20 protein-coding genes are annotated in these 20,744 nt (G+C 72.1%); 12 read left to right on the forward strand and 8 right to left on the reverse strand.

All coding sequences use genetic code 11. The features are described from left to right. Positions 1-172: 172 nt before the first annotated feature. The 7 genes from ACIOJE_RS31990 (at position 173) to ACIOJE_RS32020 (ending at position 8,846) form a co-directional block, all read left to right on the forward strand. Complete coding sequence (locus ACIOJE_RS31990) at positions 173-1,426, forward strand: amidohydrolase (protein WP_400781056.1); 1,254 nt, start codon at positions 173-175, stop codon at positions 1,424-1,426. Positions 1,427-1,711: 285 nt separating this feature from the next. Further along, complete coding sequence (locus ACIOJE_RS31995; RefSeq protein WP_280674965.1) at positions 1,712-2,770, forward strand: BMP family ABC transporter substrate-binding protein; 1,059 nt, start codon at positions 1,712-1,714, stop codon at positions 2,768-2,770. 292 nt (positions 2,771-3,062) lie between these two features. Beyond that, the gene (locus ACIOJE_RS32000) at positions 3,063-4,643 is read left to right on the forward strand and encodes an ABC transporter ATP-binding protein (protein ID WP_400781060.1); all 1,581 of its coding nucleotides are present in this window, start codon (positions 3,063-3,065) and stop codon (positions 4,641-4,643) included. A 5-nt stretch (positions 4,644-4,648) separates the two neighbouring features. Further along, positions 4,649-5,809: an ABC transporter permease gene (locus ACIOJE_RS32005; protein WP_280674963.1), complete on the forward strand. Its 1,161-nt coding sequence runs from the start codon at positions 4,649-4,651 to the stop codon at positions 5,807-5,809. Continuing rightward, positions 5,806-7,071 (forward strand): ABC transporter permease, encoded by a 1,266-nt coding sequence (locus tag ACIOJE_RS32010; RefSeq protein ID WP_280674961.1) that lies wholly within the window; start codon positions 5,806-5,808, stop codon positions 7,069-7,071. Before ACIOJE_RS32005 ends, ACIOJE_RS32010 begins: the two co-directional genes overlap by 4 nt. Beyond that, a complete protein-coding gene (locus tag ACIOJE_RS32015; RefSeq protein WP_400781063.1) occupies positions 7,068-7,472 on the forward strand; it encodes a cytidine deaminase in 405 nt (134 codons plus the stop codon). Before ACIOJE_RS32010 ends, ACIOJE_RS32015 begins: the two co-directional genes overlap by 4 nt. 96 nt (positions 7,473-7,568) lie before the next feature. Further along, the gene (locus ACIOJE_RS32020; protein ID WP_280674957.1) at positions 7,569-8,846 is read left to right on the forward strand and encodes a thymidine phosphorylase; all 1,278 of its coding nucleotides are present in this window, start codon (positions 7,569-7,571) and stop codon (positions 8,844-8,846) included. A gap of 27 nt (positions 8,847-8,873) precedes the next feature. Here ACIOJE_RS32020 and ACIOJE_RS32025 read toward each other — a convergent pair whose 3' ends face one another. Both ACIOJE_RS32025 and ACIOJE_RS32030 read right to left on the reverse strand, forming a co-directional pair. Continuing rightward, positions 8,874-9,428, reverse strand: coding sequence for a Uma2 family endonuclease (locus ACIOJE_RS32025; protein WP_280674955.1), 555 nt, complete (start codon positions 9,426-9,428; stop codon positions 8,874-8,876). A 26-nt stretch (positions 9,429-9,454) separates the two neighbouring features. Further along, positions 9,455-10,732, reverse strand: a complete 1,278-nt coding sequence (locus tag ACIOJE_RS32030; protein WP_400781066.1) for an MFS transporter — start codon at positions 10,730-10,732, stop codon at positions 9,455-9,457. A gap of 92 nt (positions 10,733-10,824) precedes the next feature. Between ACIOJE_RS32030 and ACIOJE_RS32035 the strand changes: the two genes are divergently transcribed. The 3 genes from ACIOJE_RS32035 (at position 10,825) to ACIOJE_RS32045 (ending at position 13,631) form a co-directional block, all read left to right on the forward strand. Continuing rightward, on the forward strand, positions 10,825-11,793 hold the full coding sequence (locus tag ACIOJE_RS32035) for a LysR family transcriptional regulator (RefSeq protein WP_400781069.1): 969 nt from the start codon (positions 10,825-10,827) through the stop codon (positions 11,791-11,793). Positions 11,794-11,901: 108 nt separating this feature from the next. Continuing rightward, positions 11,902-13,059 (forward strand): adenosine deaminase, encoded by a 1,158-nt coding sequence (locus ACIOJE_RS32040; RefSeq protein ID WP_280674949.1) that lies wholly within the window; start codon positions 11,902-11,904, stop codon positions 13,057-13,059. Positions 13,060-13,274: 215 nt separating this feature from the next. Next, on the forward strand, positions 13,275-13,631 hold the full coding sequence (locus tag ACIOJE_RS32045) for an ATP-binding protein (protein ID WP_400781072.1): 357 nt from the start codon (positions 13,275-13,277) through the stop codon (positions 13,629-13,631). A gap of 138 nt (positions 13,632-13,769) precedes the next feature. Here ACIOJE_RS32045 and ACIOJE_RS32050 read toward each other — a convergent pair whose 3' ends face one another. Beyond that, positions 13,770-13,955, reverse strand: coding sequence for a PspC domain-containing protein (locus ACIOJE_RS32050; protein WP_063349060.1), 186 nt, complete (start codon positions 13,953-13,955; stop codon positions 13,770-13,772). A 491-nt stretch (positions 13,956-14,446) separates the two neighbouring features. Here ACIOJE_RS32050 and aspS point away from each other — a divergent pair, with 491 nt between their 5' ends. Beyond that, positions 14,447-15,724, forward strand: coding sequence for an aspartate--tRNA(Asn) ligase (gene aspS, locus ACIOJE_RS32055; protein ID WP_400781074.1), 1,278 nt, complete (start codon positions 14,447-14,449; stop codon positions 15,722-15,724). Between the two features lie 51 nt (positions 15,725-15,775). On the opposite strand, the gene ACIOJE_RS32060 is transcribed toward aspS, so the two are convergent. Continuing rightward, complete coding sequence (locus ACIOJE_RS32060; protein WP_400781076.1) at positions 15,776-16,387, reverse strand: hypothetical protein; 612 nt, start codon at positions 16,385-16,387, stop codon at positions 15,776-15,778. A 143-nt stretch (positions 16,388-16,530) separates the two neighbouring features. On the opposite strand from ACIOJE_RS32060, the gene ACIOJE_RS32065 reads away from it, so the two are divergent. Continuing rightward, positions 16,531-17,217 carry a PhzF family phenazine biosynthesis protein gene (locus tag ACIOJE_RS32065; RefSeq protein ID WP_400781079.1) on the forward strand — a complete coding sequence of 229 codons (687 nt, stop codon included), beginning with the start codon at positions 16,531-16,533 and terminating at the stop codon, positions 17,215-17,217. On the opposite strand, the gene ACIOJE_RS32070 is transcribed toward ACIOJE_RS32065, so the two are convergent. The 4 genes from ACIOJE_RS32070 to ACIOJE_RS32085 all read right to left on the reverse strand — a co-directional run bounded on the left by ACIOJE_RS32070 (position 17,187) and on the right by ACIOJE_RS32085 (position 20,469). Then, the gene (locus tag ACIOJE_RS32070) at positions 17,187-17,786 is read right to left on the reverse strand and encodes a VanZ family protein (RefSeq protein WP_280674936.1); all 600 of its coding nucleotides are present in this window, start codon (positions 17,784-17,786) and stop codon (positions 17,187-17,189) included. The two genes, ACIOJE_RS32065 and ACIOJE_RS32070, sit on opposite strands and share 31 nt — an antisense overlap. A gap of 94 nt (positions 17,787-17,880) precedes the next feature. Beyond that, the gene (locus ACIOJE_RS32075) at positions 17,881-18,204 is read right to left on the reverse strand and encodes a hypothetical protein (protein WP_400781082.1); all 324 of its coding nucleotides are present in this window, start codon (positions 18,202-18,204) and stop codon (positions 17,881-17,883) included. Further along, on the reverse strand, positions 18,201-19,745 hold the full coding sequence (locus ACIOJE_RS32080; protein WP_400781083.1) for an ATP-binding protein: 1,545 nt from the start codon (positions 19,743-19,745) through the stop codon (positions 18,201-18,203). The genes ACIOJE_RS32075 and ACIOJE_RS32080 overlap by 4 nt, the downstream gene beginning before the upstream one ends. Before the next feature lie 46 nt (positions 19,746-19,791). Then, positions 19,792-20,469: a response regulator transcription factor gene (locus tag ACIOJE_RS32085; protein ID WP_030257458.1), complete on the reverse strand. Its 678-nt coding sequence runs from the start codon at positions 20,467-20,469 to the stop codon at positions 19,792-19,794. Positions 20,470-20,744: the final 275 nt, after the last annotated feature.

Raw genomic sequence — 20,744 nt, forward strand, 5'->3', positions numbered from 1 at the left:
AAGGGTGCGGCCGTGACCACCGTCCCGGGTGATCGTTGCACAGGGCAAGCAAACCGGGGAAGGCGGCTGAAACGAGATGTCATACCCACCTGTTCGGCCGGTATGCGCCCATCCGGGGACTAGTTTTCCGGAAGTCGGGCCAAATCCCCCCAACAGGCCTACCCTTGTTGAGATGAACCGTCCTGAGCCCGCTCAGCCGGGCGCCACTCTCGCCACCGCACGCCCCGTCGCCGAACTGCGCGCCCGGGTCCGGGGGCTGGAGTCCGAGCTGATCGCCTTCCGCCGTGACCTGCACCGGCACCCGGAGCTCGGCCGCCAGGAGTTCCGCACCACCGGCCTGCTCCGCGACCGGCTGGTGGCGGCGGGCCTGAACCCCCGGGTGCTGCCCGGCGGCACCGGCCTGATCGTCGACGTCGTCCCGGCCGGTACCGCCCCCGGCGCCGAGTTCCTGGCCTTCCGCGCCGACATCGACGCGCTGCCGATCGACGACGCCAAGACCGAGGTGCCGTACCGCTCGACCGTCCCCGGCCGGGCCCACGCCTGTGGTCACGACGTGCACACCGCGGTGGTGCTCGGCACCGCCCTGGTGCTGGCCGAGGCCGCCCGCAGCGGCGAACTGCGCCGCCCGGTCCGGCTGGTGTTCCAGCCGGCCGAGGAGGTCATGCCGGGCGGTGCGCTGGACGTCGTCAAGGCCGGGGGGATGGACGGCGTCGGCCGGATCTTCGCGGTGCACTGCGACCCCAAGGTGGAGGTGGGCCGGATCGCCCTGCGCACCGGGGCGATCACCTCGGCCTGCGACCGCCTGGTGCTGCACCTGGACGGCCCGGGCGGCCACACCGCCCGCCCGCACCTGACCACCGATCTGGTGACCGCGATCGCCCGGATGGCCGCCGACCTGCCGGGTGCGCTGGCCCGCCGGATGGACCCGCGTTGGGGCGTCAGCCTGGTCTGGGGCCGGATCGCCTCCGGCTCCGCGGCCAACGTCATCCCGCAGCACGCCGAACTGGAGGGCACCGTCCGCTGCCTGGAGCTGGACGGCTGGCGCGAGGCGCCCGACCTGCTGCACGAGCTGATCGCCAAGCTCGCCGAGACCTACCGGGCGAAGTGGACGCTGGACTACCACCGCGGGGTGCCGCCGGTGGTCAACGAGGCGGTCTCGGTCGCCATGCTGGAGGCGGCGATGACCGGCCGGTTCGGTCAGGCCGGCGCGCAGGTGGTGGAGAGCACCGAACAGAGCCTGGGCGGCGAGGACTTCTCCTGGTACCTGGAGCACGCCCCGGGCGCACTGGCCCGGCTGGGCGTCCGCGCCCCGGGTGACAGCACCGTCCGCGACCTGCACCAGGGGCGTTTCGACGTCGACGAGCGGGCGATCGGGATCGGTGTGGAGCTGTTCGCGGCGCTCGCCCTGGACGAGCCGCAGGCCTGAGCGGCAGGCGCCCGGCTCGAACGGCCCCGGGAGACCGGTCGGCACCCCGCCTCGGTGGCCGTCCGGTTTACCGTCATCCGGGCTCTTCGAGCGGTTCCGTAGACTGGTCCGTATTCAGCCTCGGATCACCGTCCGCGCACGGGAATAGGGCCTCGGGAAGACCGTGAGACCACGGTTTGATAACAACCCGAATGGTCCGGCACCCCGTGACCCAACCGTGTTCTACGCGCGTTACGGTGGCGTCCGACCACGCTAATCAGGTGCGTGTGAGAAGGAGATACTCCCTTGCGCCGTTCAATGAAGCTCGCTGCGGTTGTGCTCTCGGGTTCCCTGGGCATGGCCTCGCTCGCCGCTTGCGGCGCAAAGAGCACTGACAACACCTCCTCCGGGGCGTCCGACGGCGCGCTCAAGGTCGGTATGGCCTACGACATCGGCGGCCGTGGCGACCAGTCGTTCAACGACTCCGCCGCCCGCGGTCTCGACAAGGCCAAGGCCGAGCTCGGCGTCTCGGTCACCGAGGCCGACGCCAAGGCCGGCGAGGCCGAGGCCGACAAGGAGACCCGCCTCAAGAACCTGGTCGACGGCGGTTACAAGACGATCGTCGCGGTCGGCTTCGTCTACCAGGACGCGGTCGACAAGGTCGCCAAGGACAACCCGAACGTCAAGTTCGCGATCATCGACTCGAACAAGACGGACCAGCCGTCCAACGTCACCTCGCTGCTCTTCGCCGAGCAGGAGGGCTCGTACCTCGCCGGTGTCGCCGCCGCGAACAAGTCGAAGGCCAAGCACGTCGGCTTCATCGGTGGTGTGCAGACCGAGCTGATCAAGAAGTTCGAGGCCGGTTACAAGGCGGGTGTGAAGTCCGTCGACCCGAACATCGTGGTCGAGACCACCTACCTGACCACGCCTCCGGACTTCACCGGCTTCGGCTCGCCCGACAAGGGCAAGGAGGCCGCGCAGGGCCAGCTCGACAAGGGCGCGGACGTCATCTACACCGCCGCCGGCTCCTCCGGCAACGGCGCCATCGAGGCCGTCGCCAACAAGCCGGGCGCCCTGGCCATCGGCGTCGACTCCGACCAGGCCGCCCAGCCGGCCCTGGCGAAGTACAAGAACAGCATCCTGACCTCGATGGTGAAGAACGTCGACAACGCCGTCTTCTCCTACATCGAGTCGGTCAAGAAGGGTCAGCCGTTCACCGGCATCAAGAACTTCGACCTGAAGGCCGAGGGTGTCTCGCTCGCCACCACCGGCGGCAAGATCGATGACATCCAGGACAAGCTGAAGGCCGCCGCCACGGCGATCACCTCCGGCGCCACCACCGTCCCGACCGCGCCGGCCCAGTAAGGCCCACGCGTCCCGGACGCCACAGCGACTGCCGCCTGCCCGGCAGCGCGACGATCGACACAGCAGCACGGGAGGGGCCCGGCAGGGTGCGCTCAACGCGTACCCCCGGGCCCCGTCCCGTCCCCCCGTCTTCCCTTGGCCCTCCCAGCGCAACGACGCGCCTCCAGACCACCAGGAGATCGCCATCACCGCATCCGACCCCGTCCCCCCGCGCACGGACGGCACCCCCAGCGCGGGGACGGCGACATCGGCCGTCGAACTGCGCGGAATCACCAAGCGCTTTCCCGGCGTCGTGGCCAACCACGACATCAACCTCACCGTCCGCAGGGGCACCGTGCACGCCCTGATGGGTGAGAACGGCGCCGGCAAGTCGACGCTGATGAAGATCCTCTACGGCATGCAGAAGCCGGACGAGGGCACCATCGCGATCAACGGCGAGCTGTGCGAGTTCAACACCCCGGGTGACGCCATCTCCCGCGGCATCGGCATGGTGCACCAGCACTTCATGCTCGCCGACAACCTCACCGTCTGGGAGAACGTCGTCCTCGGCGGCGAGAAGATCCACGGCATCGGCGCCAAGGCGAAGGCGAAGATCAAGGAGATCTCCGACCAGTACGGCCTGGGCGTGCGCCCGGACGCCCTGGTCGAGGACCTCGGCGTCGCCGACCGCCAGCGGGTCGAGATCCTCAAGGTGCTCTACCGCGGCGCCAAGATCCTGATCCTCGACGAGCCGACGGCCGTGCTCGTCCCGCAGGAGGTCGACGCGCTGTTCGACAACCTGCGTGAGCTCAAGGCCGAGGGCGTCACCGTCATCTTCATCTCGCACAAGCTGCACGAGGTGCTGGCGGTGGCCGACGCGATCAGCGTGATCCGGCGCGGCACCACGGTCGGCGACGCCGACCCGAAGGCCGTCACCGCCCGCCAGCTGGCCGAGATGATGGTCGGCGCCGAGCTGCCCTCCCCGGAGAGCCGCGAGTCGACCGTCACCACCACCGAGATGCTCGACGTCAAGGGCCTGCGGATCGCCAAGGCCGATGCCGAGGGCATCGAGCGCGTCGTCCTCGACGACATCTCGCTGCGCATCCACAAGGGCGAGATCCTCGGCATCGCCGGTGTCGAGGGCAACGGTCAGGCCGAACTGGTCGAGGCCATCATGGGCATGCTGCCGCTGGACGCCGGCACCGTCACCCTCGACGGCAAGGACCTCTCCGGAGATCTCACCCGGGCCCGCCGCGAGGCCGGCATTGGCTACATCCCCGAGGACCGCCACAAGCACGGCCTGCTGCTGGAGGCCCCGCTCTGGGAGAACCGGATCCTCGGCCACGTCACCGAGGCGCCCAACTCCAAGGGCGTCCTGCTCGACCCGGCCGCGGCCCGCAAGGACACCTGGCGGATCGTCGAGCAGTACGACGTCCGCACCCCCGGCATCGAGGTCACCGCGGCCTCCCTCTCCGGCGGCAACCAGCAGAAGCTGATCATCGGCCGCGAGATGAGCCACCAGCCCAAGCTGCTGATCGCCGCGCACCCCACCCGCGGGGTGGACGTCGGCGCGCAGGCGCAGATCTGGGAGCACATCCGGGTCGCCCAGCGGGCCGGCCTGGCCGTCCTGCTGATCTCCGCCGATCTGGACGAGCTGATCGGCCTCTCCGACACCATCCGGGTCATCTACCGCGGCCGCCTGGTCGCGGACGCCGACCCGGCCACCGTCACCGCCGAGGACCTCGGTACCGCGATGACGGGTGCCGCCAGCGGCCACCTCGAGTCCGATGCGGAGGCCGTCGAGAAGTTCCACGAGGTCCTCGTGGAGGGCACCGAGGCCGAGTCCGACGCCGGCCCCACCGACACCGCCGGCGACCCGCAGGCGGGGGAGTAACCCACATGACCAGTCCCAACACCGCCGCCAAGCGCAGCCTGGCGCAGCGGATCAGCGGTGAGCGGATCGTGTTCGCACTGGCAGCGCCGGTGCTCGCGGTCGTGCTCTCCGTCGCGATCTGTTCCGTCCTGCTGGCGACCTCGGGCAAGAACCCGTTCGACGCGTGGAACGTGATGCTCACGTACGCCACCAAGTCGGACGGCCAGGTGGCGATCCTCAACCGGTCCACCACGTACTACCTGGCCGCCGCGGCCGCCGCCTTCGGTTTCCGGATGAACCTGTTCAACATCGGCGTCGAGGGCCAGTACAAGGTCGCGGCGCTGTTCGCGGCCTTCGTCGGCGCCAAGGTCGACCTGCCGGCGATCATCCAGATCCCGCTGCTGCTGATCACCGCCATGCTGGTCGGTGGGCTGTACGCCAGCATCGCCGGTCTGCTGAAGGTCTACCGAGGGGTCAGCGAGGTCATCTCGACCATCATGCTGAACTCGATCTCGATCGCGGTCGTCGGTCTGCTGCTCGTCCCCGGCATCTTCGCGCCGGAGAAGGGCGCCACCAGCAACTCGATCCAGACCGACCCGATCTCGCAGTCCAGCCACTTCTTCTCGCTCGACACGGCCGGTGGGCCGCTGTGGGGCTTCATCGTCATCGCCGCCCTGGTCGGCGTGGTGTTCCAGTTCACCCTGACCCGCACCCGCTTCGGCTTCGACCTGCGCGCCACCGGCCGCTCGGAGTCCGCCGCGACCGCGTCCGGCGTGAACGTCAAGCGCATGGTGATCATCTCGATGGCGGTCTCCGGTGGAATCGCCGGTCTGATCGGCCTGCCCGAGCTGCTCCAGAATTCGTTCTACTTCGGCCAGAGCTTCCAGCCCGGCCTGGGCTTCCTCGGCATCTCGATCGCCCTGCTGGGCCGCAACAGCCCGATCGGCATGGCCTTCGCGGCCCTGCTGTTCGCCTTCCTGGACTCCACCGGCAACCAGCTGCCGCTGCCCCAGAACGGGGCCTTCCCGTTCGAGATCGTCCAGGTCATGCAGGGCACCATCGTCATCTGCGTCGTCGTCGCGTACGAGCTGGTGCGCCGCTACGGCCTGAAGCGCCAGCAGCAGAAGGTCGGCGCCGAGCTCGCCGCCCAGCTCGCGACCACTGAGAAGAAGGAGGTGTCGGCATGAGTACGGCCACCGCTGCCCGTCCCAAGGCGTCGGGCGCGCCCGCGAAGAAGCGCGGGCTGTCCTGGCCGGTGGTGCTGCTGCTGATCGCGGGCGCCCTGGTCCTGTTCTCCGCCGTGGGCATGGCCACCGGCAACCACTCGCTGACCTCCTCCGGTCAGGTCACCGCCGCGCTCAGCGCCGCCGTGCCGATCGGCATGGCCGGTCTGGGCGGTCTCTGGTCCGAGCGGGCCGGTGTGGTCAACATCGGTCTTGAGGGCATGATGGTCGCCGGCACCTTCTGCGGTGCCTGGGCGGGCTACCTGTACAACCCGTGGGTCGGTCTGCTGGCCGGCATGCTCGGCGGCGCGCTCGGCGGTCTGCTGCACGCCGTCGTCACCGTCACCTTCGGCGTCGACCACATCGTCTCCGGCGTCGGCATCAACCTGCTGATCCCCGGCATCTGCGGGTACGTCAACCGGATCTACTACAAGGACTACATCGCGGTCGGCGCGGGTGCGAACCAGTCGCCGCCGGCGGATCCGCTGCCGTACATCACCATCCCCGGGCTGTCGTCCGGGCTGAAGGACATCGAGAAGCACCACTGGTTCTTCGTCTCCGACCTGGCCGGCGTGCTCGGCGGCCTGGTCACCAACATCTCGGTGGTCGTGCTGCTGGCCGGCGTGATGATCGTGCTCAGCTACTTCGTGCTCTGGCGCACGGTGTTCGGCCTGCGGCTGCGCTCCTGCGGTGAGAACCCGACCGCCGCCGAGTCGCTGGGTGTCAACGTCTACAAGTACAAGTACCTCGCGGTCATCGCCTCCGGCGCCTTCGCCGGCCTCGGCGGTGCGTACCTCTCGCTGGTCGCGGCGCACTTCTACAAGGACGGCCAGACCCTCGGCCGCGGCTTCATCGGCCTCGCGGCGATGATCTTCGGCAACTGGATGCCGGGCGGCCTCGCCATGGGCGCCGGCCTGTTCGGCTTCACCGACAGCCTCCAGCTGCGCGACCCGGAGTCGGTGCACGTGCTGATCCTGATCGTCGCCATCGCGATGGCGCTGTTCGCGCTCTGGCAGCTGTACCGGCGCAAGTTCACCGGTGCGGCGATCGCCTTCGTGGTCGCCGGCGGTCTCGGCGCCTGGTACGCGCTCACCGACGAGGTGCAGCGCCCGCTGATCGTCGCCACGCCGTACGTGATCACCCTGGTGGTGCTCTCGCTGGCCTCGCAGCGACTGCGGATGCCGAAGGCGGACGGCCAGATCTACCGCAAGGGCCAGGGCAAGTGACGACACCGGCGGAGTCCCCCGCGATCGACTGGGACCGGCTGCGCGCGGCCGCGCGCGAGGCGATGAGCCACGCGTACGCGCCGTACAGCAAGTTCCCGGTCGGCGCGGCCGCGCTCGTGGACGACGGGCGACTGGTCACCGGCTGCAACGTCGAGAACGCCTCGTACGGGCTCGGGCTGTGCGCCGAGTGCGGGCTGGTGTCCGCGCTGCACGCCACCGGCGGCGGCCGGCTGACCGCCTTCACCTGTGTCGACGGTGCGGGCGACCTGCTGATGCCGTGCGGGCGCTGCCGCCAACTGCTGTACGAGCACGGCGGGCCGGATCTGCTGATCGAGCTGCCCTCCGGGATCCGCCCGATGAGCGAGGTCCTGCCTGACGCGTTCGGGCCGGAGCGGCTCTAGCTTCCCTTTCAGTTACGCGCGTAGAGTGTCGCGAGTGGGCCGGAACCGGTCATCTCGCGACACTCTTCGCTTTTGAAACCCCCTCTTGGAGCACGCATGGACGCCATCTCCGTCATCAGGACCAAGCGCGACCGCGGAGAGCTGAGCGACGCTCAGATCGACTGGGTCATCGACGCGTACACCCGCGGCGAGGTCGCCGATGAGCAGATGTCCGCCCTGGCCATGGCGATCCTGCTGAACGGCATGAAGCCGCACGAGATCAGCCGCTGGACCGACGCCATGATCCGCTCCGGCGTCCGGATGGACTTCTCCTCGCTGCCGCTGCCCACCAGCGACAAGCACTCCACCGGCGGCGTCGGCGACAAGATCACCCTCCCGCTCGCCCCGCTCGTCGCCGCCTGCGGCGCCGCCGTCCCGCAGCTCTCCGGCCGCGGCCTCGGCCACACCGGCGGCACCCTCGACAAGCTGGAGTCCATCCCCGGCTGGCGCGCCCTGCTCTCCAACGAGGAGATGCTGGACGTGCTGCGCTCCACCGGCGCGGTCATCTGCGCCGCCGGCGACGGCCTCGCGCCCGCCGACAAGAAGCTGTACGCGCTGCGCGACGTCACCGGGACCGTCGAGGCCATCCCGCTGATCGCCTCCTCGATCATGTCCAAGAAGATCGCCGAAGGCACCGGCGCGCTGGTCCTGGACGTCAAGGTCGGCTCCGGCGCCTTCATGAAGAACATCGACGACGCCCGCGAACTCGCCCGCACCATGGTCGGCCTGGGTACCAGCGCCGGCGTCAACACCGTCGCCCTGCTCACCGACATGTCCACCCCGCTCGGCCTCACCGCCGGCAACGCGCTGGAGGTCCGCGAGTCGATCGAGGTGCTGGCCGGCGGCGGCCCCGCCGACGTCGTCGAGCTGACCCTGGCCCTCGCCCGCGAGATGCTCGCCGCGGCCGGTGTGCAGGGCAAGGACCCGGCCGACGCGCTGCGCGACGGCTCCGCGATGGACCACTGGCGCCGCATGATCGCCGCCCAGGGCGGCGACGTCGACGCCCCGCTCCCGGTCGCCCGCGAGCAGCACGTCATCCCGGCGCCCGCCTCCGGCGTCCTCACCACGCTCGACGCCTACGCCGTCGGCGTCTGCGCCTGGCGCCTGGGCGCCGGCCGCGCCCGCAAGGAGGACCCGGTCCAGGCCGGCGCCGGCGTCGAGATGCACGCCAAGCCCGGCGACACCGTCGTGGCCGGCCAGCCCCTGCTGACCCTGCACACCGACACCCCGGAGCGCTACGACTACGCCATCGAGGCCCTCGAAGGCGGCATCGAGGTCTCCCCGGCCGGCACGGCCTTCACCCCGAACCCGATCGTGCTCGACCGCATCGCCTGAGCCGGACGCCGTCCTGCGGACGTGCGCTCAGGCGTACGTCCGCAGGACGCCGGTGTCGAGCGTCCAGGGGCCGACGGTGATCGTGTCGCCGAAAGCGAAGTCCGTGCGGCGGGTGTAGCCGGGCTCGTCGTGGATGATGCCGGTGCCCTTGCGGGGATCGACCAGGAGATAGAGCGGGATGCCCATGGCCGAGTAGTCGTGGACCTTGTTGTGGTAGTCGTTCTCGGGGTTGGACTTCGAGACGATCTCCACGACGAGAAGGATCTCGTGGGGAAGGAACGCCGGGCTGTCGTCGTCCAGAGCCGCGTCGGGGAACACCATCAAGTCGGGGTTTCGGAGTCGACCGAGGCCGACGTCCTCCAAGTCGGCGCCACCGTGGGCGATGTAGCCGGGGTGGGTCCGGGGCAGCTGGGCGTTGAGCTGTTGCGCCAGGCGGATGACGGCAAGCTCGTGACGCTTCACGGGCGACATCATCATGACGATCTCGCCGTCGGCGATCTCGATCTTCCCTATCCCCGGCACCTTCGGCAGCTGATCCGCGATCTCGCGCAGTCGGGCGTACACGGCAGGATCGATGCTCATGCCCGGGAGTGTATCGGCGGCGGCCGTCAAGCGTCCGCGATCGCTCGCCCTGCCGCGTGGGCCTGGTGGGTGGCGTAGAGGGTGACGGCGGCGGCGAGGGCCATGGCGGCGAGGCCCACGGTGGCGGCGCCGGGCCAGCCGGTGGCGTGGTAGGCGTCGGCGCCGACGGTGCCGCCGAGGCTGTTGCCGAGGTAGTAGGCGATCAGGTAGAGGGCGGAGGCCTGGGCGCGGCCCTCGGTGGCGGTGCGGCCGACGGCGGAGGAGGCGGTGGCGTGGCCGGCGAAGAAGCCGGCGGTGATCAGGACCAGGCCGAGCAGGGCGCAGACCAGGGACTCGGTGAGCGAGAGCAGCAGCCCGGCGGCGGTCACGCCGATGGAGACGTAGAGGGCGCCGCGGCGGCCGAGCCGGCCGGAGAGGCGGCCGGCGGCGGCGGAGGTGCCGGTGCCGACCAGGTAGACGACGAAGATCGAGGCGGCGACCGACTCCGGCAGGTGGAAGGGGGCGGCGATCAGCCGGTAGCCGACGGTGTTGTAGACCGCGCCGAACACGGCCATGAACAGCAGTCCGAGCGCGTACAGCCGGACCAGCAGCGGGTTGCGCAGGTGCCGTCCGACGGTGCGGGCGAGGGCGCGGGCGTCCACCGGGGCCGGGGTGAAGTGCCGGGCGGTGGGGATCAGCAGCCGGAAGGCGAGCGCGGCGAGCAGGGCGAGGGCGGCGGAGGCGGCGAGGCCCCAGCGCCAGCCGAGGGCGGCGGCGGTCCAGCCGGAGAGCAGCCGGCCGCCCATGCCGCCGATGCTGTTGCCGGCCACGTACAGGCCCATCGCGGAGGCCAGGGCGCTGGGGTGGATCTCCTCGGCGAGGTACGCCATGGCGGTGGCGGGCAGTCCGGCGAGCGCGGCGCCCTGGAGGACGCGCAGCACGACCAGGGTGGTGAGGTCGGGTGCGAACGGCAGGGCGAGGGCGATCGCGGTGGCGGCGAGGGTGGAGGCCGTCATCACGGCGGTGCGGCCGTACCGGTCGGACAGGGCGCTGGCGGGGAGCAGTCCGAGGGCGAGTCCGAGGGTGGCGGCGGAGGCCGTCCAGCTGGCCTGGCCGGGGGTGAGGTCGAGGTCGGCCGAGAGGATCGGCAGCAGGCCCTGGGTGGAGTAGAGCAGGACGAAGGTCGCGACCCCGGCGGCGAACAGGGCGAGGTTGGCGCGGCGGAAGGCGCGCTGGCCGGGGCGGTGGCGGTCGTCGGCTGCGGGCATGGCGGTGGCGGGGGCATCCGGGACGGTCACGGATGCCCTGGTATCGGCGGGCTGCATGGCGTCGACCGTAGGCGTGGCGCGGCTGATGCGTCCAATGCATGAAGAGTGGAGAATCGATGCGTTGGCGTATGAGTCGAGGTGGTGGCGGGATGTCCCGGACGGACGTGACGGACGGCACGGAGCAGCGGTACCGGGCGGCGGAGTTGGGGCCGGACGAGCCGGCGGCGCTGCTGGCGCCCCGGCTGGCGCAGTTCGCCGCGGTCGCCCGCTTGGAGCACGTGACGCAGGCGGCCGCGCTGCTCGGGGTGCCGCAGCCGACGCTGTCGCGTGCGGTGGCCCGGCTGGAGGAGGAGCTGGGCGTGGACCTGCTGGCCCGGCAGGGCCGCACGGTCCGGCTGACCAGGGCCGGCCGGCTGCTGCTGGCCTCGGTGGAGCGGGCGCTGGCGGAGGTCGAGCGCGGGGCGGAGGCGGCCCGGGCGGAGGCCGATCCGGAGGTCGGGCGGGTGGCGTTCGGCTTTCTGCACACGATGGGGACGGATGCGGTGCCGGCGCTGCTGAGCGGGTTCCGGGCGGGGCACCCGCAGGTCCGCTTCCAGCTGGTGCAGGACTACGTCGGGGCGATGCTGGAGCGGTTGCGCGAGGGGGAGTTGGACCTCTGCCTGGTCGCGCCGCTGCCGGACGACCCGGCCTTCACGGCCCGCCCGCTGGACGAGCAGCGGCTGCACCTGGTCGTCCCGGCGGACCACCGGCTGGCAAGTCGGCGGCGGATCCGGCTGGCGGAGGTGGCCGAGGAGCCGTTCGTCGGACTGGAGCGGGGGTACGGGCTGCGCGCGATCACGGACGGCTTCTGCGCGCAGGCCGGGTTCGTGCCGCGGCTCGCCTTCGAGGGGGAGGAGACCGAGACGCTGCGCGGGCTGGTCGCGGCCGGGCTGGGGGTGGCGCTGCTGCCGCCGGCCCTGGTGCCGCGGCCGGGGGTGGTGGAGCTGGAGGTGACGGCGCCGCGCACCCGGCGGGCGATCGGGCTGGCCTGGGCGGCGGGGCGGCCGCCGACCCCGCCGGTGGCGGCGTTCCGGGATTTCGTGCTGTCGCGGCGGGGGCGGTTGCTGCACCACGATTGAGCCGAATGTGCCGCGGCTGGCCCGGGCGGTGGAATTCCCGATGGACTTTGGCCGAACCGGCCGTGTTGGCGGTGGTGGGTCTACGCGCGTAGGGGCTATATTTCCGCAATGGAGAAGCAGATCCCTGTCACCGCCGCGGGCACCGGCCCGCGCATCCCCACGCCCGACCAGATCCGCCGCGCGCCGAAGGTGCTGCTGCACGACCACCTCGACGGCGGGCTGCGCCCCGAGACCGTCGTCGAGCTGGCCGCCGCGGTCGGCTACGAGGGCCTCCCGACCACCGACGCCAAGGAACTCGGCGAGTGGTTCCGCGCGGCCGCCGACTCCGGCTCGCTGGTCCGCTACCTGGAGACCTTCGCGCACACCTGCGCCGTGATGCAGACCCGCGAGGCCCTGATCAAGGTCGCCGCCGACTGCGCCGAGGACCTGGCCGCCGACGGCGTCGTGTACGCCGAGGTCCGCTACGCCCCCGAGCAGCACCTGGAGGCCGGCCTCTCCCTGGACGAGGTCGTCCAGGCCGTGAACGAGGGCTTCCGCCTCGGCGAGGCCAACGCCCGCGCGGCCGGCCACCGGATCCGGGTCGGCACCCTGCTGACCGCGATGCGGCACGCCGCCCGCTCCACCGAGATCGCCGAACTGGCCAACCGCTACCGGGACCAGGGCGTCGTCGGCTTCGACATCGCCGGCGCCGAGGCGGGCCACCCGCCCACCCGCCACCAGGCCGCCTTCGACTACCTCAAGGGCGAGAACAACCACTTCACCATCCACGCGGGCGAGGCCTTCGGCCTGCCGTCGATCTGGGAGGCCCTGCAGTGCTGCGGCGCCGACCGGCTCGGCCACGGCGTGCGGATCGTCGACGACATCACGGTGAAGGAGGACGGCGGCGTCGAGCTCGGCCGACTGGCCGCGTACGTCCGCGACAAGCGCATCCCGCTGGAGATGTGCCCGACCTCCAACCTCCAGACCGCGGCGGCGACTTCGTACGCCGAGCACCCGATCGGGCTGCTCAGCCGGCTGAAGTTCCGGGTCACCGTCAACACCGACAACCGGCTGATGAGCGGCACCAGCATGAGCCAGGAGTTCGGACACCTGGTGGAGGCCTTCGGCTACACGCTGGGGGACCTGGAGTGGTTCACGGTGAACGCGATGAAGTCCGCGTTCCTGCCGTTCGACGAGCGGCTGGCGATGATCAACGACGTGATCAAGCCGGGGTACGCCGAGCTGAAGGCGGAGTGGCTGTTCAGTGCGGGTGCCGGCGAGCTCTGAGCGGCCCGGCCCGTTCGAGTGGTCGGGTGAACTCCGTGGTCCCGAACGGGATTTGGCGTTCATCCGACTACTCACTCGACTGAGTGAACGCCCTTTGGCTCTCGCGTGTCCCACTCACTACGGTGTGCCAGTCAATGCTGACAGGCCGTGGCGGCGGCGGATCCCGTCCGCCCCGCCGCGATGTCGGCCACCGACGAGGACCCAAGGGACGAACCATGAAGCAGGCTCTCAAGGCCGCCGGTACCGCGGCGCTCGGCATCGCCATCGCAGCGGTGGGCGCCGGTAGCGCGTCCGCTGCCGCCCCGGCCCCCGGCGGTGTCGGGCTGCCCACCAGCACCCTGACGAACCCCGCGGTGACCGGCGCGGTCGCCGACACCGCCAACAAGCTGCCCGGCGGCGACGAGGTCACCGGCACGCTCGGCACCCTCGCCCCGACCGCCGGACAGGCCGCGCCGACCGCCGAGGCGCCTGCTGCCGCGACCCGCGGTGCCATCCCGACCATCCCCGGCGTCGACAAGACCCCCATCGGCGGGCTGACCCACGCCCTGCCGCTGCCGGGCCTGGCCGGCTGATCGAGCCGCCGGCACGGCGACGGGCCGTCCGTCCCGGTGATCCCGGGATCGGGCGGCCCGTCGTCGTGTCCGGCCGTGCGTGCGGCGGGAGTTGTCGGACAGGCCCGGAGCCGGCTCGGGAAGTGCCGGATCCGGGACTTACGGCTCCTGGGGGAGCAGCACCCAGAGGGCGAGGTAGACCAGGCACTGGAGCCCGGGCAGGATGATCGAGATCAGGAAGATCAGTCGTACGGTCCACGGCGTCACGCCGTAGCGCTCGGCGAGCCCGGCGCAGACGCCGGCGATGACGCGGTTGTGGCGAGGACGGGCGAGACGGGCGCTCATGGTCTTCTCCGTGTCGTGGAGCCCGGTCCGGCCGGTCCGGCGGGCTTATGACAACTCTCCGCGACCGCGGGCCCGGAAACGTCCGCCTGGCAGTCGATTCGCCACCCCGCCGAGTCACCGGTGAGGCGTAGCCGGACGTCGGGGTCCGACTCAGGGTCCACCCGGAGCGCGGGCACCCGCCAGGGCGGCCGGAAAGCCCGTTGCGGGTGGCAGTGGCCTGATCTAGCCTCTCCGACAACACGTCGAGGGAGACGAGTACCTCCGGGCCCCGCGGGCCGAGAGAGCCGCCGGCAGCTGTGAAGGCGGTCCTGCGCACCGGAGCGAAGACACTCCTGAGTGCGGGGAGGAAATGCCCCGCCGGCCGGCCCCCGTCAACGGGCCGTCACGAGGCCGCTGCCCGCGCGGGCGGCGGCGAAAGTGCGGTGGCACCGCGAGTTGCCCTTCTCGCCCGCACTCCGAAGGGATCACCACGAAGCCCCTGGAGGGCCGCGATGATCCACCCGACGACCCGTGTCCTGGCCGCCGAACTACCCGGCCACGTCGGCGAATCCGTCGAGATCAGCGGCTGGCTGCACCGCCGCCGCGCACTGAAGTCCGTCACCTTCCTGGTGATCCGGGACCGCTCCGGACTGGCCCAGGTGGTCACCACCGGTGCCGGCCCCAACCTGCCGGAGGAGACCGTGCTGCGGATCCGCGGCACGGTCACCGCCAACCCGCAGGCGCCGGCCGGCGTCGAACTGACCGCCCCGACCGTCGAGGTGCTGTCCAGCCTCGCCGGGGCGCCGCCGTTCAGCCTGTTCCGGCCCACCGTCGAGGCCGCGCTGCCGGTCGTCCTGGATGGCGCGCCGGTCACCCTGCGCCACCCCCGGCTGTCCGCGCTGCACCGCGTCTCGGCGGCCTCCGTGGCCGGGTTCCGCGCCACCCTGGACGGGCTCGGCTTCACCGAGATCCACACGCCCAAGGTGGTCTCCTCGGCCACCGAGTCCGGCGCGGACGTCTTCGCGCTGGACTGGTTCGGGCGGGAGGCGTACCTGGCGCAGTCGCCGCAGTTCTTCAAGCAGGCGATGGTCGGGGTGTTCGAGCGGGTCTACGAGACCGGGCCGGTGTTCCGGGCCGAACCGCACGACACCGCACGGCATCTGGCGCAGTACACCAGCCTCGACGCGGAACTCGGTTTCATCGCCGACCACCGCGAGGTGATGGCCGTGCTGCGCGAGGTGGTCGCCGGGATGGTCGCCTCGGTGGCCGAGCGGGCCGGCGCCGCCGCCGACCTGCTGGAGGTGGAGCTGCCCGACGTCCCGGCGGAGATCCCGCAGCTCCACTTCGCCGAGGCGATGCGGCTGTTGGGCGTCGACGAGCCGGACCTCGCCCCGGCGCACGAGCGGTGGCTCAGCGAGTGGGCGTTGCGCGAGCACGGCAGCGAGTTCCTGTTCGTGGTCGGCTACCCGATGCGCAAGCGGCCGTTCTACACCCACCCGGAGCCGGGGCGGCCGGAGTACTCCAACAGCTTCGACCTGCTCTTCCGCGGGCTCGAACTGGTCACCGGCGGCCAGCGGCTGCACCGGTACGAGGACTACTTGGCTGCGCTGGCGGCCCGGGGCGAGCCGGTCGGCCCGTACGAGGGGTACCTGCGGTCCTTCGCGCACGGCATGCCTCCGCACGGCGGGTTCGCGCTCGGACTGGAGCGCTGGACGGCGCGGCTCACCGGCACCGACAACATCCGCCGGACCACGCTCTTCCCGCGTGACCTGCACCGGCTGACCCCCTGACGGCGGTGGGGGCCCCGGCCCGGCCGGTGCCCCCACCCCCCGTGCGGCGGATCAGCCGGCCGGGTACGGCGGCTGCGGCTGCCCGGGCTGGGCCGGCGGCACGGACTGCGCGTAGGGGTTGTTCGGGACGGCCTGCGCCGGCGGGGCGTACAGCGCGGCCTGCGGCGCCGGGACGCCCTGCTGGTACGGCGCGGCCGGCGGCGGGACGGCCGCGCCGGGCTGCGGGGCGCCGGGACCGTACGGCGCCTGCGGGGCGTTGGGGTTGTACGGTGCCTGCGGGGCGTTGGGGTCGAACGCCGCCGCCTGCGGCGGGACGTTCTGGTACCCGGCGGCCGGGCCGTAGGGCGCACCCGGCGGGACCGGCTGCTGGGCCTTGGCGTTGCTCCGCTCGACGATCGCCTTCACCGAGTGGACGATCAGCGCGACCGGCAGGATGAACGCCTTGAGGAAGATCTCGTACCTGCCGCCCTCGAACACGAACGCGAGGTAGTAGGCGTACCCCAGGAATCCGAGACCGGCGAGGACGTTGACGATCCGCCAGCCGATCTTCAGGCCGCCGCCGAGATTCAGCGCTCCGAGGACCAGCATGATGACGCCGCTGATCGCCAGCATGACGACGTACCAGGAGAACAGCGGCTCGGCGCTGAAATCGAGATTGTTCAAGGGGGATTCCTGGGGGACGGGAGAAAAACGGCGGAGCCGTTGGGGACGACAGCGCAGAGTACTAAAGGCGGCCGACATCCGCCGCCGCGTTTTCAGCACGGAGTCGTTGCGCTCCGCCGAAACGGCGATTGACGAGGTGGGAAATGACTGACTATGAGGTGCTGCGGGTCTTTTGCGGGCCCGACGGCGGGTACGGGAACGAACTCGGCGTGGTGCGGGCGGGCGCCGCGCTGCCGGACCGGGCGGACCGGCAGGCGTTCGCGCGGCAACTCGGCTTCAGCGAGACGGTGTTCGTCGACGACCCGGAGCGCGGCGAGATCGACATCTACACCCCGACGCTGCGCCTGCCCTTCGCCGGCCACCCGTGCGTGGGCGCCGCCTGGCTGCTCGGGGTGGACCGGCTGGTCACGGCCGCCGGGAAGGTGGAGGTCCGGCGCGACGGCGGACTGACCCTGGTCGCGGCGCGCCCCGCGTGGGCGCCGCCGCGGACACTGCGGCGCTACGCCTCGGCGGCCGAGGTGGACGCCCTGGAGGTGCCGCCGCCGGGGGAGTGGATCTACGCCTGGGCCTGGCAGGACGAGGCGGCCGGCAGCGTCCGGGCGCGGGCCTTCCCGGGCCGGGGCGACGGGATCGACGAGGACGAGGCGACCGGCGCGGCGGCCCTGCTGCTGACCGCGCACCTCGGACGGGCGCTGACCGTCACCCAGGGCCGGGGCTCACAGCTGCTGACCGGGCCGCGCCCGGGCGGGCTGATCGAGGTCGGCGGCCGGGTACGGCGGACCCTGCGGGCGGGCGGGCCTCAGCGGGCGGGCGGCGTGGGCTCGGCGTAGGCGCGGGCGCGGGGGACGGGTGCGACGGCGGCCGCCGGCGGGCTGACCCGTACGGTCACCTTCGGCGCCCGCACCCCCGGCCGCCGGTCCCGCAGCAGCCGCCGCAGACCGGGGACGAGGGCCAGGTGGGTGACGGCCACGCCGATCACGGCGAGCAGTATGTGGTCGACGTTGAGGACGTGCCCGGGCGTCCAGGAGGAGAGGAACTCCAGGCCGGTCGCCAGCAGGGCGGAGACACCGGTGGTGCGCAGGAAGGACGGCAGCCAGGGGGCCCGCGGCCGGCCGCCGGCCAGCGGGAGCAGCACGCCGAGCGGGGCCAGCAGGAGGAACTCGCCGACCACCTGCCAGCCGGTGGAGGAGCGGAGCGACGCCAGCGGCGTCAGGTTGGCGTCGTAGACCCAGGCCACCGGCAGCGGCCTCAGCACCACCAGCCAGAGCACCAGCGCCAGGTAGCAGGTCAGGCCCGCCAGTCCGGCCGATCGGAGGGGACGGTGGACGGCCGCCGCCGGCCGGTTCTCGGTCCGTGCGCCGGAACGCTCGTCGCGTGTCCTGGTGCCATCTCGCTGCACGGGGGAAAGGACGTGGGCCGGTGGCGCGGTGGTTCCACCCCGGGCGTGAACATTCCCGGCCGCGCCCCGGGCGCCCGGGGCGCGGCCGAGTGCACTACCGGCAGGGCGCCGCCGTCGGCACCGCGCTGAACACGTTGTCGGGCGGCGGAGTGCCGGGCGCCACCACGGTGGGCGTCGGGCTCGGGCTCACGCCCGCCTTGGCGGCGCCGCGGGTCGGCGGCGTGCTCGGTGCGGGCGGGGACGGCGTGGCCGCCAGAGCGGCCGGTATGTGCGGGGAGGTCGGGCAGGCCGTCCGGCTGGCCGGGGCGCCCGCGTCCACCGGGACGGCGGTCGGCCGGATGCCGCAGCCGGAGGCCAGCGCGAGCAGCAGCAGGGCGCCAGCGGTGCGGCGCAGGGCGGTGCGGGTGGGGGAGGTCACGTGGTGTCCTTGTCCTGGGCGGCGTCGCCGGCGGGGCCGCCACCGGTCTCGCCCTCGGCCGGCGGGGGCGGCGGGGCCAGCGGCAGCGTCAGCGTGAACACCGCCCCGACCTCCCCGTTCGCCGCCGTGATCGTCCCCCCGTGGATCTGTGCGTTGGCCATCGCGATCGACAGCCCGAGGCCGCTGCCCTCCGAGCGGGCCCGTCCCCGGTCCGCCTTGTAGAACCGGTCGAAGACGTGCGGCAGCACGTCCTCGGGGATGCCCGGGCCGCTGTCGGAGACCTCGACCACGACCGAGCCCGCGCTCTCCCGGACCCTGACCCGCACCGGCGAGCCGCCGTGCTTGAGCGCGTTGCCGATCAGGTTGGCGAAGACCACGTCGAGCCGGCGCGGGTCGACCACGGCCAGGATGCCGCGCGGGGCGTCCAGCTCGACCGCGTCGTACCAGGCCCGGCCGTCGATGCAGGACATGATCAGGTCGGCTATGTCCACCTCGTCGGCGACCAGCCTGGCGGTGCCCGCGTCGAAGCGGGTCACCTCCATCAGGTTCTCCACCAGGTCGGACAGCCGCCGCGTCTCGCTGACCACGAGCCGTACGGCCGGCTCGATCATCGGGTCCAGCGACTCGGCCTCGTCCTCCAGGATGTCGGTGACGGCGGTCATCGCGGTGAGCGGGGTGCGCAGCTCGTGCGACATGTCGGCGACGAACCGCCGGCTCTGCGCCTCGCGCGCGCTCAGCTCCTCGACCTGCTCGTGCAGCGATTCCGCGGCCCGGTTGAACGTCCGCGCCAGGTCGGCGAGTTCGTCCCCGCCCTCGACCTCCAGCCGGGTGTCCAGGTGTCCCTCGCCGAGCCGCCGGGCGGCGTCGCCGAGCCGCTTGACCGGCCGCAGCACCGTCGACGAGGCGGCCTGGGCGAGCAGCGCCGAGCCGATCAGCGCGAGCAGGGTGGCGATGGCCAGCGACCAGCCCAGCGTGTTGAGGTCGGCCCGCTCGTTCTCCAGCGACTTGAACATGTACGCCGTCGGGCCGGTCGGCACCACCTTGGTGCCGCCGATCACGAACGGCCGGCCCGCCAGGTTCTGCCGCTGCCAGTACAGGTGGTACGGGTAGGGGTTGGTCTCGGTGATCTCGCGCTGCCTGGCGACGGTGGACTGCAGCGCCGCCGGGACGTCGGCCAGCGTGAACTGCCCCGGGTCGGAGGAGGCCGTGCACTCCGGGTGCGCCGGGTCGACCACCACCACGTCGTAGCTCAGTCCGGAACTGGCGACGGTGGACGCGAGCGTGGTCAGGTCCGGGCAACTCGCGTTCAGCGGCAGCGCGGAGACGTTGCGGCTGAGCGAGACCCGGAAGTCGTTGAGCGCGGTGTCCTGGGCACGCTTGAGCACCGCGTCGCGGTTCAGCCAGTAGGCGATGCCGGAGGCCGAGACGGCGGCGAGCAGCGCGACCGCCGCGAACACCGCGATCAGCCGCACCCGCAGGGAGCGCAGCCTGCGCCACGGGCCCGCGGCGAAGCGTCGGGGCGTCGTCTGTTGGTCAGTCACAGGAGCCTGTCGTCGTACGGAAGTTCAGGGCGGAGGGGAGGGCCGGTCAGGCCGGCGGGTCCAGCCGGTAGCCCACCCCGCGTACGGTGCGGATCAGGGTCGGCGCGGACGGCACGTCCTCGACCTTCGCCCGCAGCCGCTGCACGCAGGCGTCCACCAGGCGGGAGTCGCCCAGGTAGTCGTGCTCCCAGACCAGCCGCAGCAGCTGCTGGCGGGAGAGCGCCTGGCCGGGGCGGCGGCTGAGTTCCAGGAGCAGCCGCAGCTCGGTCGGGGTGAGCTGGAGGTCCTGTCCGTCCTTGGTGACGGTCATCGCCGCCCGGTCGATCACCACGCTGCCGTACGCGGAGGAGTCCGAGCTCTCCCGCTCGCCGCGCCGCAGCACGGCCCGGATCCGGGCGTCCAGCACCCGCGGCTGCACCGGCTTCACCACGTAGTCGTCGGCGCCGGACTCCAGGCCGACCACCACGTCGATGTCGTCCGAGCGGGCGGTCAGCAGGATGATCGGCAGCTGGTCGGTGCGGCGGATGCGGCGGCAGACCTCGAAGCCGTCGATTCCGGGCAGCATCACGTCCAGCACGATGAGGTCCGGCCGCTGCTCCTTGAAGAGCCTCAGACCGTCCTCGCCGGAGGCGGCGGTGGCCACGCGGTGGCCCTGGCGGGTGAGGGCGAGTTCGAGGCCGGTCCGGATGGCGTCGTCGTCCTCGATCAGAAGGAGGAAAGGCACGGCCCCATTTTGGCCCACTCGAAGCGTCGAATCACCCCCCGGACCGGTCGGCACCCGTATGGGAACCGGAAGGAGAGGTACCGGCGTCCGGTACGGAGGGAGACGGACCGGGACGAACGGCCCGCCCCTGTGACACCCCTGTGACAGTCGGCGGACAGCGCCATCACAACCGCCGGGCAGGATTTTCCATGTCGCCGCAGGACAGCGGGCCAACCCGGCCGGCTGGAAGGCGGCAACAGGAACCGCTCGTACCGACCCAGGGGGCGCACGATGAA

The sequence above is a fragment of the Kitasatospora sp. NPDC087861 genome, from assembly GCF_044742585.1.
In the GTDB taxonomy this organism is placed as follows: domain Bacteria; phylum Actinomycetota; class Actinomycetes; order Streptomycetales; family Streptomycetaceae; genus Kitasatospora.